This is a genomic window from Parabacteroides sp., assembly GCF_977054455.1.
In genome coordinates this window covers 18,580-33,742 of record NZ_CDRTCT010000022.1, presented here as the reverse complement: position 1 = coordinate 33,742, position 15,163 = coordinate 18,580, and the positions used below count along the sequence as shown (strand labels likewise).

Below are 15,163 nucleotides of genomic sequence, written 5' to 3'. Positions count from 1 at the left end.
AACGAAATAAATTCAAAAAACATATAAACCATGAAAGTTACATTAAAGATTTTATTGGCTGTGGCAGTATTACTGCTTGCGTACATGTGCTACAGAAGTATTATGACACCGAAGGAGTTTGATGCTGAAAAGGAACGGCGCGAGACTTTGATCAAACAACGTTTGATTGATATCCGTAAAGCTCAGATCGAGTACAAGAACATTCACAAGGTGCATGCCGCTAATTTCGATGAACTGTGTAAGTTCTTAAAGGACGAAAAATTGCCGTTCCTTATCAAGGAGGGTGTGTTGACGGACGAACAGCTTGAAAAAGGTATGACTGAAAAGGAAGCTGTCAAGAAAGGATTGATCAGACGTGACACTATTTGGGTGACAGCTGTAGATACATTGTTCGGCAAAGGCTATAACGTAGACGATTTGCGTAACGTGCCGGAAACAAATGTACAGTTCACTATGGATACGGCTACTTTGACTTCCGGTTCCGGTTATACGGTGAAAGTCTTCCAGTGTGGCGTTTTGTATGATGATTATTTGGGCGACCTGAACAAGCAGTTGGAGTACAACTTGAAGGATAAGGCTGAAAAGATGAACAAATATCCGGGTCTGCGCGTAGGTTCCGTAGAAGAAATCAATAACAACGCAGGTAACTGGGAAGATTAATGATTGCCTATGGCTATTAACCTGTCTGATAAGTTAACAGCTGATAATTCGGAAAATTACATAATGTCCATCCGGCTCCGGTCGGGTGGACTTTCTTTTTCCGCATACAGCCCTTCGGTGAACGAGAGTTTCTTCTATAGAGACGTCGAGTTCAACCGGACAAAACCTTATGTCTCTTCCTTGAAAGAATGTTTCTTCGAAAATGATTTCCTGACCTGGTTCTACAAACAGGTCAATCTGGTTTGTGTCACTCCTCAGTACACGCTTGTGCCGAAAGATGTTTTTCAGGAGAAACAGAAGGCCGAACTGCTCGCCTTCGCGTTTTCTTCCCCCGAAGGACGTTGCCTGAGCAATGAACTGAAGGATGAACAGGCGGAATTGATATTCGGGGTGGAGGAGGAAGTCTATGAGTTTTGTTCCCGTTCGCTGGTCAATCCCCGTTTTGTCCATCATGTCAGTCCGCTGCTTTCGTTGTGGAAGAGGCAGAGCCGTGCACGTTTGCCCCGCCAGCTATATGTCGTGCTGCATCGGCGGAGGATGGATGTGGCGTGCTATGCGCAGGGAAACCTGCTTTTCGTGAACTCGTTCGAGTATGAACATACGGACGATATTTTGTATTATATATTATATGTATGGAAACAGGCCGGAATGGATCAACAGAAAGACCAGTTGCGTCTTTTCGGCGATGTGCCTTTACGGAGTGCTATAACAAGTACGTTGCGGAATTATTTACAATACATCGATCCGCTGGAGATCCCTTCCGAAGCCTATCTGCTGGGGCCGGAAGTGTTGCAGGCTCCGCTGGATCTTATAGCTTTATCATTATGCGAATTATAAGTGGAATATACGGACGGCGACGTTTTGACGTCCCGTCTACCTTTAGCGCCCGCCCGACGACGGACTTTGCGAAGGAAAATATTTTCAATGTGATCTCCAACCATATCGATTTTGAGGGATTGGATGCGCTCGACTTGTTTGCCGGGACGGGAAGCATCTCTTTCGAACTGCTCTCACGCGAATGCCGGAGCGTGACGGCTGTCGAGAAGAATAATGCGCATGCTTCTTTTATCGCCAAAGTCGCCAAGGAACTGAAAACGGATTCGCTGACGCTGATCCGCGGCGATGTCTTCCGTTATCTCCATTCGGCTCCGGCTCAGCGTTTCGATTTCATCTTTGCCGATCCTCCTTATGCCCTGAAAGAATTGCCCGAAGTGCCGAAGCTTGTCTTCGAACGCGACCTGTTGCGGGACGGCGGAATCTTCGTGATGGAACATCCGAAGACAAATGATTTCTCCGGGTTGCCCTATTTCTACCAGCACCGCGTCTACGGTTCGGTGAACTTTTCCATCTTTATCAAAGAAGGGGAGAAAACAGGCGCATGAACGATTCGGCTATGCGCTGCTTGACCGGGCGCTTCAGCCAGCGTGACGGGACCAGCCGTTCGCAACTGTGCATGTCGTGCAGGAACACCTTCTTCATCTGCTGGGCGAAAGAAGGCTGGTAGATAAACGCGTTGATCTCGAAATTATGCTCGAAGCTGCGGAAGTCCATATTGGCGGAACCGATGCAGGTCAGCTCGTCGTCCGCCACCATCAGTTTCGAGTGCAGGAATCCCGGTTTATAGAAATAGACCTTGACGCCCGCCTTTACCATTTCATCAATGAAAGAGTGGGTCGCCATGTTCGCCGTACGCGTGTCCGAACGCTTGGGGAGCATCAGCCGCACGTCGACGCCTCCCAAAGCCGCTATCTGCAAAGCCTGGTTCAGTCCTTCGGTCGGAAGGAAGTAAGGAGTCTGGATAAATACATATTTCTTGGCGTTGGCAACCGTGAAGATGGCCGCTTGCAAGAGCGTACGCCATTGTCCGACGGGCCCGCTGGTGCAGATCTGCATGATGTTATCGTCCGAATAGACCGGAAGCGGCGGATAATAGATCTTCTCGTTCAGGAGTTTCTTGCTGACTACATACCAGTCGATCAGGAAAGCGGCCTGTAAACCGTGCACCCCTTTTCCGATGATCTTGAAATGCGTGTCCCGCCAGGTTCCCCAGCTGGTCCCTTTCGTATAGCGGTCTGCAATGTTCATGCCGCCCATAAAGCCGACTTTACCGTCTATGACCACTATTTTCCGGTGGTTCCGGTAGTTTACCTTGCTGGTGAAGACCGGGAATGCTACTTTCAGGAAAGCATGGACTTCGATGCCGGCATCCGACATTTCCTTGAAGAACTTGTCTTTCACGTTCCAGCAGCCCACATCGTCGTAAAGGACACGGACTTCGACGCCTTCTTGGGCTTTCCTTATCAAAAGTTCTTTGACCTTGTTGCCGACTTCGTCGTCGCAGAAGATATAATATTGAATATGGATATGATGGGTTGCTTGGGCAATCTCTTCCAGCAGATCGTGGAACTTGTCTGTCCCGTTTGTGTAGATCGTGATGTCGCTTCCGTAGAGCAGGGACGACTGGTTGCTGTTGGTCAACAGTGTGACCAATGGCTGGTAGTGGGCCGGGACGGAACAGGTGTCTTGCGGGAGCTTTCCTGCCTGCGGACGTTTCATGATGCGTTTGTAGGTGCGCCGGGAGATGATCCGTTGCTTCCGGTTATCCTGCCCGAAGAAGAAATAGAACAGGAGCCCGATACCGGGGGCAAGCAGCAACACGATCACCCAGGGGATCGTTTTCAACGGATTCCGGTTCTCCGTGATGATAACCAGCACCAATCCTAAAATGGTGACGCAGTATAATATGATGAATATTATACCTACTATCCACTGTATATGTATGTGTATGAGTGCCAGCATTCCGGATGTTTTTATATCTGTCAGTATGTTGTAATTCGTAAAGATAGGAAGCTAAAACGGAAATAGCAAATGCAAAAGCTTTGTTTTTGTAAACCATATAAGGGAAACATTGTTCAATCTTTACTACATTTGACGTCATTAATTAGAGAATAGACTATGATTACTTATGTTATTATCGGGATCACGGTTATCGTGTCCTATATCTGTTTCGGCAACCATGGGTTGTTCCGGAAGTTGGCTTTCATTCCGTATCGTACCGTTCATAATAAGGAATGGTACCGGTTGGTCACGCATGGTTTCGTACATGCCGACATGACGCACCTGCTTGTGAATATGTTCACTTTCTGGTCGTTCGGGACGTATATGGAGCGTGCTTTCGGCTATTTGGGGTTCGGTACGGGCGGCTATTTAGGATTGTATTTCGGCGGGATGGTCGCCGCTTCGCTGTATGACCTGATCCGCAGGCGGAATGATCCTTATTATGTATCGATAGGTGCTTCGGGAGCTGTATCGGCTGTCTTGTTCACTTCCATCTTCCTGGACCCGTGGGGAAAGATTCTGTTTTTTGCCGTACTGCCGATTCCGGGGATTGTCTTTGGCGTGATCTACCTGGCCTATTGCCAGTATATGGCGAAAAAGGCGGGAGATAATGTCAATCATAACGCCCACTTCTACGGAGCGCTTTACGGTTTGATTTATCCGGCGATATTGGAGCCTTCGCTGATCAAAAGGTTCTATCTGTCACTTTTCTCTTGAAAGAAAAGTAACCAAAAGTTCAAGGCCGAACCTGCCTCGCTACTCCGTTCCCTTCGTTCGCTGTCGCGTCTGAAACTCGCTTCGCTCAAACAGCAGACGCTCCGGGCGCTCACTCCGGTCACTTCGCTTAACGCTCGCCAGCTTAGGCCGGAAGTAGAGCCTGACGGCTCTTTGGGGATGGCCGATACCGACACCTATGTAGCAGGCAGTATCGGCCATCCTAAGAGAAAGCGTAGCTTTCTATGAAAGGCCTAAGCGGACAGGCGTAAAGCGGAGGGGAAAGGCGGAGCAGCCAGAGCCTGCGCTGTCTGAGCGAAGCGAGTTTCGCAGGCGACAGCGTAGCCTTTGCCCGGAGTAGACCGGACGGTTCAGCCTTGATCTTTTGGTTACTTTTGGATCAAGCCAAAAGTAACGGATAAATCATTAGAATCTTCCACCCGGAGGCGGCCCCATCGGACCGCCATGTCTCGGCCCTCTTCCGCCCGGTCCCTGCACGTCGTTCATGCTGGCTCCTCCTTTAAAGATACTGAAGCGGTAGATGAAGTGTACCATGAAGTAGCTACCTAATGTGTTGTATTCGGAATCCTGTGTATAACTGGCGGTCACGCTGCGGGAGATGTTGCTGCGTTGTTTTAGGATATCGTATATCTTGAAACGGAGTGTCGCTTGGTTCCCTTTCAGGAAAGATTTGGATGCAGAGGCGTTCCATAGTACTTCGTTTTGTTTGAACCCGTCTGAATAGCCGGAGTTGGTCGACCAGTTGATGTCGCTTTCCACCTTGAAGTCGAGAGGGAGATAGATCGTAGTCGTTCCGCCCACCCCGTAGTTGAAAGCGTTCAGTTCGCTCTGTCCCTGGAGTGAGTTCTGTGTCCCGTTGTAACGGATGTTACCGTTGAGTCCGAGGTCCAGGTAGTCGGAACGGAAATCGATTCCGGCGCGTTCCATCAGAATCAGGTTCTTGTTCGTATTCTTCTCCTCATTGATAAAACCGTTTTTGTTGGCATAAGAGGCCATTGTCATGGAGTTGATCGAGAACTTCCGGTTCTTGAACGGTGTGTTGAACAGGACGCGGATGTTCCCGTTGTAGTTCCCGTTTACGTTGTCGTAGGTCGTCATCTTCTTACCTGTATTGCCGATATAGGCGGACTTGTTGACGATGTCGTTGATTATATAGTTGAAATTCAACATCACCATCAAAGCCGTTTGTTTGTCCGGCACGAATTTCTGGAAACGGACGAACAGGTCGTTCGTATAAGTCGGCTTCAAATCCGGATTACCCATTGTCGTATTTAGCGGGTCGGAGATGTCGGCCACGGGTTGCAGTTGCGTCATGCTGGGCTGGCTGGTACGTCCGCGATAGTTGATGCGGAGGTTTGTCCGCTTGTCGAATTTATAGTTGAAGCGGACCATCGGTGAAAGGTTCACCACGTTGCGCGACAGCTTGGAGAGAACCGTGTCGCCCACGAAGTTCTCGCTCGTGCTATGGGACGGGTCTACCGTCAAACCGACCGTGTAATCATATTTTGCCCGGACAGCTTTGAAGGCGAGGCTGACCTGCTGGTTGATGAAGTTGTTGCGGTAGCTCTTGCTGTAAGCCGTGTCCAACACATTATACTCTTCGTTTCCTTCTTCACGGGTGTAAGAGTTTTTCAGAGATTCCTGTTTGTTTTGCCGGATGCTGTAGGTGGCCTGGATGAAGTTGTTGTGGCCGATCGGTTCTACCCAGGACAGATAAGCCCGGTAGTTGAACCCTTTGTTGTCGTAACGGAAACGCTGGTCCACCAGTTCGTTGTCCATGCCGTCCGCCATCATCAGGTATTCTGTGTTCGAATAGTTCAGTCCTTTATTATAGGAATCGCTTAGTCCTCCCGACAAAGATCCGCTGAAAACACGTCCTTCGCTGTTCAGCTTCCGGCTGAATTCCAGGCGGGCGTTGAGGTTGTATCCGCTTCCGTCGGAGAGATAGTCGGATTCGCCGATGTTGACCGTGTCGCGGTTTCCGCTCAGCGTGTTGAAGGTGCTCCCTTCGCGGCTATGGCTGTCGCTATAGCTGAAACTCGGACGGAAGATGATCTGGGTGAGCGAGTCCGGTTTCCATTCCATACGAAGGTCGGCGGCCACATTGTCGCTGCGCGTGTTGCTGTTGTTGTTTTCGTTATAGAAGGAGGTGCTGTCGCCCGGTAGGATATTCTGCCTGTTGCTCTTGCTGATCGCGTCGTTGTCGGAATGAGAATAACGGAGGTTGCCCCCGACCGTCAGCTTCGGGTTAAACTCCTTACTGAAGTTCAGGCCGATGTTGCCGGATGTCGTGATCCCGTTGCCGGCCCCTCCGCCCCGGCGCCCGCGCGGTCCGCCCATCCCTGAGAACATGCTGGAGGCAAGGTCCGAGAACCCCATATTGTTCGTGTTGTTGACGCCTCCCATCAAGGTCAGCTGGTCGTTGTTGATGAAGCGGTTCACCATGAAGTTCCCTTCGTACCGGTCTTCGCTGCCGTAGCCGGCAAAAGCGTTCCCGAACCAACCCTGCTTCATGCCGGGCTTGACGGTCAGGTTGATGACAGTCTCCTCTTCCCCGTCATCGAAGCCGGTCATTTTGGCCATATCGCTCAACTTGTCCAACACCTGTACTTTGTCGATCATTTTCGACGGCAGGTTCTTGGAGGCCACTTTCGGGTCGTCGGAGAAGAACTCTTTTCCGTCGATCAGTACCTTTTTGATCTCTTTCCCGTTGACCGTGATCTTCCCTTCGCTGTCCACTTCCACACCGGGCATCTTTTTCAGCAGGTCTTCCAGCGTGGAACCTTCCGTGGTCTTATAGGAATCGGCGTTGTACTCCATCGTATCGTTGCGCACGGTTACTTCCGGCGCTTTCCCGACCACGACAGCTTCGCCCAATAGGATCGATCCGTCGGCAAGTGCGAGTTTGCCTAATTTGACAGGATTGGTTTTCCCTGTGATGCGCAGGGGTTGGTAGAGCGGATCGAATCCGACAAACGACACGTGCAGCAAGTAGCTGCCGTTCTTAATGTTCTTGAGTACGAAACCTCCGTTGCGCGATGTGGCGACTCCTCCGATCATGGAGCTGTCTTTGACGCTTAGCAAACGGACCGTTGCTTGTTCGATCGGTTCATTGGTCCCCTCCTCAATCACCGTTCCGGTGATGTCTACACCTTTTTGTGCATATGCAGGCATAGTCAACAGAATTAAAAACAGAATAAAAAAATACCTTCCCGATTTCATAACTTTTGTTTTATCTTATCTGATATTAAGTACGAAAAGATAGACGCGGAAGTTTTCGGGAAGTTTAATAAGGTTTGGTGCGATTTTGATTTATTAACGAATTTGGAAATGCGCCTTTATCCCAGAATGTTTATCAGAAGCGGCAGATAATCTTTCAGTTTAAGGCGGAGTATCTTAAGTGCCTGCGATATCCTGTACTCGACGGTTTTTACCGATATTCCGAGCTTTTCGGCAATCTGCACATTCGTCTTTTCCCCGAATCGGCTCATGGCAAATGTTTCCCGATAGGTTTCGGGCAGGTTCTCGATCGCTTTCTGTATGTTTTCCGTCAGTTCATTCACGAAATAGTAGTCCGGATCTTCAAACTGGTCTTTTATCTTCTCATAGATCTGGTTATGGATACGTTCGTGATACAGGTTTTTCCTGATCGCATTGAGGCAACGGTGCTTGGTGGAGATAAACAGATAAGATTTCAAGGACGTCTCGATCACAAGATTTTCCCGTGTCTCCCAGAGAAAAAGCATCAACTCCTGCACAAGCTCTTCCGAATCATCATCGGAAATATACTGGGACGCATATTCGCAAAGGGGGGAGTAATACTTGATAAACAGTTGTTTGTAAGCATTTTTGTCTCCTTGTTGTAATAGTATTATCAGGTTATTTTCATCCATATCCCTTTACATTATTAATGAAAAAAAGCGTGGAAATGTTTTCGGCTTATTAGGAACCCGAGGCTCTGGTATGCCCAATCCCCCATAATAAGCCTGAACATCCCACGCCTATAAGGGCGCAGGCATCCAGACTATTATTTGGGAGATGAGAAATTTACCAGATTTCGAGTTCCAAAATAATATCTAAACGCTTCTACGTTATTTTCGATTTCTTTGTACAAATGTAAGGAAAAATGAATTAAAACGCCAATATGGGATTGAATCTTTTTGTATGTTCTTTCTGTGTAAAAAGCAAAAGTCGTCTTATTCGTTTATAAAGCATGCTAAAATTCAGATTTGAAAGGTCACAGGAGAATGTATGATGAAAACTGTTTAAATTAAAAATTTTGATATAATTCGGCAAAACCGTTTAGGGTGTATCTTCTGAAGATTTGTCATATATATAGAATGGAATCAGAGAGTACATATATTATAGCTAACGGACCGGATAGTTCTGCTGTTTTAAGATATATTCGGAATATTGCTTCTGAAGAAGAGAAAGCACAAGTCGGTGTTTGGTTGAAAGAGGATCCGGAGCACGAAAGAGTGTTGTTGCAGATTGCCCGTATTTACTATGCTAATCGGACACACGAACGGGTTGCTTCGCGTAATTGGTTAAAGGGATATCGGGCAGTTGAGAAAAAAATTAATAATAGGAGGCGGAGATTGTGGTTTTATAGAGTTTCAACCATAGCTGTTTGCTTTATTGGTGTTTTGACAATCATTACAATCATTTCGTTTTTTTTGAGGGAATCTTCAACTGCTGTTCCGCAGCATGTAACGGTTTGTGCGAATAAAGGTGTGCGAACTTGTCTGGAGTTGCCTGATGGTTCTGTTGTCTATTTGAATTCAGGAAGTACACTCTCTTATCCAGTGGCATATGATGAAAAAGAAAGACGGGTCATATTATCCGGAGAAGCTTATTTCTCTGTAAAACATGATCCGGATCATCCTTTTGTTGTCAGCGTGTCAGGTGATAGGATGAATGTGAAAGTTCTGGGAACTGAATTTAATGTTCAAGCCTATGAAGGCGAGGATATCATACAAACAACGTTAGTAACGGGATCGATTGATATCGAAATGAAAGATGCGAATGGAATGTCGAAAGAAGTAAATTTATCTCCGTCTGAAAAAGCCATTTATGATTTGTCTAATAACGTATTGGACGTTTTGAAAGTTGATGTTATGAATGAGATAGCTTGGAAAGAGGGACGTTTGGTTTTTAAAGAGACGCCTTTGCCTGAGGTTTTGAAACATTTGGCTAACTTTTATAATGTAGATTTTAAGATACAAGATACTATATTGAATTCGTATCGCTTTACCGGCACTTTTAAAAATCGGGAACTATCACAAGTTTTGGATTATCTGCGGATATCTTCTCGCATTGATTATATGATCAAACGGATGGAAACTGATGATAGTTCATCCGAGCAACGGGAGTTGGTTTTGCTTCGAAAAAGAAGAAAATAGTCATGGAAGTTCAACTTAATTTTAATGCTTATGGAATAAATTGTAAAAAATAATCATGAAAGTGGAAAAACTGACAAGTAAATCTGAATGTTTTTTTGTCAAATAAGTAATAGCCTGTCTGTATAGGCTGAGTTTTAATCTTAAATCAATAATAACAAATATGGTTAAAAATGATGTTGGCCGGTTTGATAAGATATCTTATCAAATACCAGATTTTGCAAAATCTGGTATTTACCGCGTATTCAATTTTGTTTTTTTACTTCTAATTATCTCTGTTGAAATGGCATATTCTTCGAATTATTATGCCGAAAATACAGTACTATCCATTCGTGCTGAAAAAAAGAGTATAGCAGAAGTGTTAGATGTTATAGAAAATAAATCGGATTTTCACTTTTTCTATAATAGTAAGTTGGTAAATGTAAATCGTAAAGTAACACTTACGGTAGATCGTAAAGATATCTTTACGATATTGGATGTTTTGTTTAAAAATAGCAATATCGCATATAAGGTTGTTGATAAGGATATTATTTTAACTGCTGTAGATTCCCCCAAGACAGTAGTTCAGCAAATAAAAAAGAAAGTGACAGGTGTGATTAAGGATCAAGCAGGAGAGCCTGTTATTGGGGCAAATGTTATTCTTAAAGGGGAAAATACTATAGGTACAATCACCGATGTTAATGGTAAATATAGTTTGGAGGTTCCTGAAAATGCAATTTTAGTTATTTCTTATATCGGGTATTCTTCAATGGAGATCCCTGTAAAAAACAAGTCTATAATTAATGTGACATTAGAAGAGGATTCACAGGCTCTGGAAGAGGTAGTGGTGGTTGGTTATGGTGTACAGAGAAAAGAAAGTGTTGTCGCATCTATATCTCAGGCTACAGAGGATGAATTGAAACGAACTGGTAACTCTGGAAATTTGACTGAAGCTTTGACCGGGCAACTTCCTGGGTTAGTGACGATGACTTCTTCTGGAGAACCAGGTGGTATTACTACGGGTGATAGCTCTACTAATATGTTTATTCGTGGGCAGAATACATGGAATGGTGGGTCACCTCTTATCCTTGTCGATGGAGTAGAACGAAGTATGAACAATTTGGACGTAAACGAAGTGGCGAGTGTCTCTATTTTGAAAGATGCATCAGCCACAGCTGTTTTTGGTGTAAAAGGGGCTAATGGGGTAGTTTTGATTACAACAAAGAGAGGCGAACTAGGAAAAACTCAGCTAAACTTCAATTATACAGCTACGGGAACCATGTTGTCGAAACAACCGGATAAATTGGATTCTTATGACGCAATGATGGCTAAAAATGAGATGATTGAACGCGAAGTTGTTTTGAATGAACCATCATGGGATGCCTATATGCCGTACGAAATAGTACAACGTTATAGAGGTCCGCGACCTCAAGAATATGAGATGATCTATCCTAATGTAGACTGGGAAAAAGAAATGTATAAAACGATGGGTTTTTCGCATCGCGCCACTTTGAGTGCTCGTGGCGGTAATAAAAATGTCAAATATTATGGTTTGGTCTCTTATTTGCATGAAGGGGATATGTTTAATAGGATAGATAATGGAAAAGGGTATGATCCGAACTATAATTTTGACCGTTTTAACTTCCGTAGCAATATCGACTTCAATTTGACGAAAACTACTAAATTGTCAGTTGATTTTTCAGGATTTTATTCACAGAAGAATACCAACTTCAATAATGAAGGTAGTACCAGCCGAGCAGATCAATGGATTTGGTCTGCGACCTATTTTCTTGCTCCGAACCTTTTTGTCCCTTATTATGACGATGGTTATTGGGGGGCTTATCAAGAAGGTGGAAACAATACGGTCAATCCGTTGGCTGTTATTTATAATCTCGGTATCCGTCAGACAAAGAGGACTCAGTTGAATTCTAATTTTACGATTGAACAAAATCTTGATTTTATTACCAAAGGATTGTCTTTCAAAGCGTCTCTTTTTTATGATAATGAAATAAGAAGTGAAGGCGGTATTTATGATATTCAAAATGCAGTTAGGCCGGGAGAAGAGAATACCAATGTAAAGTATCGACAGATCTATCCTAAATTGTATGAAGGACCAGAGCAGGATCCTTCCGAATATATGGTGTATCTGCCGGTCAGCACGAGTGACTACGATTGGATTATCCGCCCGTGGACAATTCGTAATGAAGATGTGAAGGCTGCGAACTGGGATTCCAATATTCCGGTAAAGCGTCGTTCCATGTATCAGTTTCAGTTGAACTATGCTCGCCGGTTCGATCTGCACAATGTCAGTGCAATGGCGATTATGAAGCGTGAAGAGTATGCGTATGGCAATATGTTTAAAAATTATCGGGAAGATTGGGTCGGACGTATCACATATGATTATGATTCTCGTTATTTGCTGGAATTGAATGGAGCCTATAACGGATCGGAAAAATTCGGCCCTGGCTATCGCTTCGATTTCTTCCCCTCGTTTGCTTTGGGCTGGTATGTGACAAACGAGAAATTCTGGAAGATAAAATGGATTGATCGGTTGAAACTTAGATATAGTAAGGGTTGGGTTGGTGACGATAATGGTGGAGGGCGTTGGATGTATGCCTCCCAAATGGCCTATGGTTCAACTGCACGTTTGAACAATGCTTCTAATGGCTCAAGTCCTTATACGATGTATAGAGAATCGATGGTTGGTAATCCGGATGTACATTGGGAAAAAGCCGTAAAAGACAATTATGGATTTGAAATTGGTTTTTTCAAAAGCCAGCTAGGTTTGTCAGTTGATTATTTTACAGAAAAAAGGACAGATATCCTTATTGGGGGTAGTAGCCGTTCTGTTCCAGTTTTTTTTGGTACGACTCCCCCTAGTGCGAATCTCGGAAAGGTTAATTCAAAAGGGGTTGAGGTTGAACTTAGTTTGAATAAGAAAATCAATAAGGATTGGGATATATGGTCTAAACTGGCGATTACCCATAACCAAAATGAGGTAATTTTCAAAGATGACCCTTCTTTACAATTTAAACATTTGAAAGCAGCCGGTTACCAGATTGGACAAGCACGGAGTCTTGTTGCCACCGGATTTTATAATAACTGGGATGAGGTTTATGCTAGTGTTCCGACCGAAACGAATGATTTGGCTAAATTGCCAGGTTATTATAATTTATTGGATTATACGGCTGATGGTATTATCAAAAACTCAGAGGATAATGTCCCTATTGGTTATTCGGAGGTACCGCAAAATACAGCTACACTCACGATTGGCGCAAGCTATAAGGGATTCAGCATCATGTGTCAGTTGTATGGTGTAAACAATGCGACTCGTATTATATCTTTTAATAATTTCAGAAATGATACGGATATCGTATTTGGCCATGTAAGAAATTATTGGTCTAAAGATAATCAGAATGCCACTTCTTTTCTTCCAAGATGGAAAACTTCTGGTGAGAATATCGGAGATTATTATGTGTACGACGCCTCTTTTTTGCGTTTTAAAACACTCGAATTGGGATATTCATTTGATAAACAAAATTGGGTGAAAAAGATGGGTATTGAAAATATGCGAGTCTTTTTGAACGGGAACAACCTGTTTTTTTGGTCTGATCTTCCGGATGATAGAGAGACTACTTATAGCGGCGGATCTGCTACAGACGGTGCATACCCGACGTTGAAACGCTTTAATCTTGGTATTGATATAACTTTCTAATAAGGGATGAATATGAAAAAAATTAATTATATCATAAGTGTTTGCTCAATGTTGTTATTAGGCATTGGGCTGGTCTCCTGTGAAGACTATTTGGACAAATCTCCAGAATCTGATATAACCGAAAGAGATGTGTTTGGTAATTTCAACAGTTTTCAGGGATTCATTGAACAGATGTATAATTGTATCCAAGATCCGGATAAAGGAGGAGCTTGGAATCGTTGTTTGTTTGCAGATGAAACTTTAGGCCCGTCTCCGTATCCATTCGACCAAGGAAATTACTGGAGTAATGAAACTTATTTTTTTGGACATGCAGCTTCTCCGACAAGCGGGAACCCTCGTGATAAACGAATTTGGGAAAATGCTTGGTACGCGATTCGTGTAGCTAATTTGGCTCTTGCTAAATTAGATGAAGATGGTTTGTTTTCTGGAACAGATCAAGAAAGAAATCATTTGAAAGGTCAAGCATTGTTTTTTAGAGGTTGGTTCTATTTTGAAATTTGTCGTTTTTGGGGTGGAATGCCTTATGTGACCAAAGTAATAGATCCGGTGGAAGATATGTTTGCCGAAGAATATAAACGGTTGAATTTTAAGGAAACGGCTCTTAAAATGGTAGAAGATTTTCGTAGAGCTGCTGATTTGTTACCAAACCATTGGGATTTGTCAGAGCCTGGGCAGGCGACAAAAGGACATAACCGTGACAGAATTAACAAATTTCATGCTCTTGGTTATTTAGGTAAGGCTTATTTGTTTGCGGCGAGCCCGATGATTAACGAGGAGGCTACCGGTAACAGTTCTTTTGATCCTGAATTGTGTGCAAAAGCAGCGCAAGCATTTGGTGAATTACTTCAGTTGGCCGATGAAACAGGTCTTTATAAGATGCAGTCATGGAACAACTGGACTGATTGTTTTTGGAGATGGAGTTATGAACGTCCGGGTGGAACTGAATGTATTATGATGCCTACGATTTATGATCGAGGTCGTGTCCGTTGGTCTACAACAGGAGGTATGGTTCCTTCTTCGATTGGTTTAAATAGTGGTTCAAGTGCCGATGTGCCAACTCATAATTATATCAAAAATTATGCAATGGCAAACGGCCTTCCGATCGATGACCCGGAATCTGGCTATAATCCGAACGATCCGTGGAGTAACCGTGAACCTCGATTTTATAAAGATATTCTTTATGATGGATGCCAAATTTGGAATCAAGAAGGGGCTGACAAATATGCTCAACTATATAATGGTGGTCGTCATCGCAATGGAATCAATCCAGCAAGTGCCACTGGTTATTACTATTTAAGATATGCACCGTTAGGAAAGGATTTTACCACGTCTAAAGCGGATCAGTTGCAATCTTACAAACCATATTTGAGGTTGGCCGATATTTACTTAATGTATGCTGAATCTGTTAATTTCAGTTCTAATGGGGGACCGACAGCTACGGCATCCAATTATTCGATGAAAGCAGTCGATGCATTGAATGTAATTCGTAATCGAGCACAGTTGCCGAATCTTGCTGATAAATATTATAGTAATAAGGATGTTTTTTTTGAAGAGATCGTTCGTGAACGAGCAGTAGAACTCGCTTTTGAAGGACAACGTTTTGATGATTTACGTCGTTGGAATCGCAATTATGATCCTCGCTATTTGGAAAAGACTGCAATTGATTTCGACCGCGATGAAGATGGAAAACCGATTAATGTAAAAGAACGTGTTGTGATCAAGCGTGCTGTTAGCAAAAAACATAATTGGTTGCCAATTCAAACTAAATATACGACACAATATTCAGGGTTTCCACAAAATCCGGGATGGTAAAATTTTTATAATTCTAAAAATTTAT

Annotated in this window: 10 protein-coding genes; 7 read left to right on the top strand and 3 right to left on the bottom strand. The window is 44.0% G+C overall.

The window, feature by feature from the left end:
- Window positions 1-30 precede the first annotated feature (30 nt).
- From ACW6QF_RS12215 to ACW6QF_RS12205, 3 genes are read left to right on the top strand one after another with little or no spacing between them, the layout of a single operon-like run.
- Window positions 31-660, top strand: coding sequence for a hypothetical protein (locus ACW6QF_RS12215; RefSeq protein ID WP_281714874.1), 630 nt, complete (start codon window positions 31-33; stop codon window positions 658-660).
- A 9-nt stretch (window positions 661-669) separates the two neighbouring features.
- Complete coding sequence (locus tag ACW6QF_RS12210) at window positions 670-1,497, top strand: DUF3822 family protein (RefSeq protein WP_456088038.1); 828 nt, start codon at window positions 670-672, stop codon at window positions 1,495-1,497.
- Window positions 1,485-2,042: an RsmD family RNA methyltransferase gene (locus ACW6QF_RS12205; protein ID WP_456088037.1), complete on the top strand. Its 558-nt coding sequence runs from the start codon at window positions 1,485-1,487 to the stop codon at window positions 2,040-2,042. The genes ACW6QF_RS12210 and ACW6QF_RS12205 overlap by 13 nt, the downstream gene beginning before the upstream one ends.
- Here the strand turns inward: ACW6QF_RS12205 and cls are convergent.
- On the bottom strand, window positions 2,014-3,459 hold the full coding sequence (gene cls, locus ACW6QF_RS12200; RefSeq protein WP_456088036.1) for a cardiolipin synthase: 1,446 nt from the start codon (window positions 3,457-3,459) through the stop codon (window positions 2,014-2,016). The two genes, ACW6QF_RS12205 and cls, sit on opposite strands and share 29 nt — an antisense overlap.
- Window positions 3,460-3,615: 156 nt before the next feature.
- Here cls and ACW6QF_RS12195 point away from each other — a divergent pair, with 156 nt between their 5' ends.
- Entirely contained in the window at window positions 3,616-4,215 is a 600-nt protein-coding gene (locus tag ACW6QF_RS12195; RefSeq protein WP_456088035.1) for a rhomboid family intramembrane serine protease, read from the top strand.
- A gap of 423 nt (window positions 4,216-4,638) precedes the next feature.
- On the opposite strand, the gene ACW6QF_RS12190 is transcribed toward ACW6QF_RS12195, so the two are convergent.
- Together ACW6QF_RS12190 and ACW6QF_RS12185 are read right to left on the bottom strand one after the other, a co-directional pair.
- On the bottom strand, window positions 4,639-7,455 hold the full coding sequence (locus ACW6QF_RS12190; protein ID WP_456088034.1) for an outer membrane beta-barrel protein: 2,817 nt from the start codon (window positions 7,453-7,455) through the stop codon (window positions 4,639-4,641).
- Window positions 7,456-7,571: 116 nt separating this feature from the next.
- Window positions 7,572-8,126, bottom strand: a complete 555-nt coding sequence (locus ACW6QF_RS12185; protein WP_456088033.1) for an RNA polymerase sigma-70 factor — start codon at window positions 8,124-8,126, stop codon at window positions 7,572-7,574.
- A 447-nt stretch (window positions 8,127-8,573) separates the two neighbouring features.
- On the opposite strand from ACW6QF_RS12185, the gene ACW6QF_RS12180 reads away from it, so the two are divergent.
- From ACW6QF_RS12180 to ACW6QF_RS12170, 3 genes are all read left to right on the top strand, one after another.
- Window positions 8,574-9,635: a FecR family protein gene (locus tag ACW6QF_RS12180; protein ID WP_456088032.1), complete on the top strand. Its 1,062-nt coding sequence runs from the start codon at window positions 8,574-8,576 to the stop codon at window positions 9,633-9,635.
- Window positions 9,636-9,795: 160 nt separating this feature from the next.
- On the top strand, window positions 9,796-13,326 hold the full coding sequence (locus ACW6QF_RS12175; protein WP_456088031.1) for a TonB-dependent receptor: 3,531 nt from the start codon (window positions 9,796-9,798) through the stop codon (window positions 13,324-13,326).
- Window positions 13,327-13,338: 12 nt separating this feature from the next.
- On the top strand, window positions 13,339-15,138 hold the full coding sequence (locus ACW6QF_RS12170; protein WP_456088030.1) for a RagB/SusD family nutrient uptake outer membrane protein: 1,800 nt from the start codon (window positions 13,339-13,341) through the stop codon (window positions 15,136-15,138).
- Window positions 15,139-15,163: the final 25 nt, after the last annotated feature.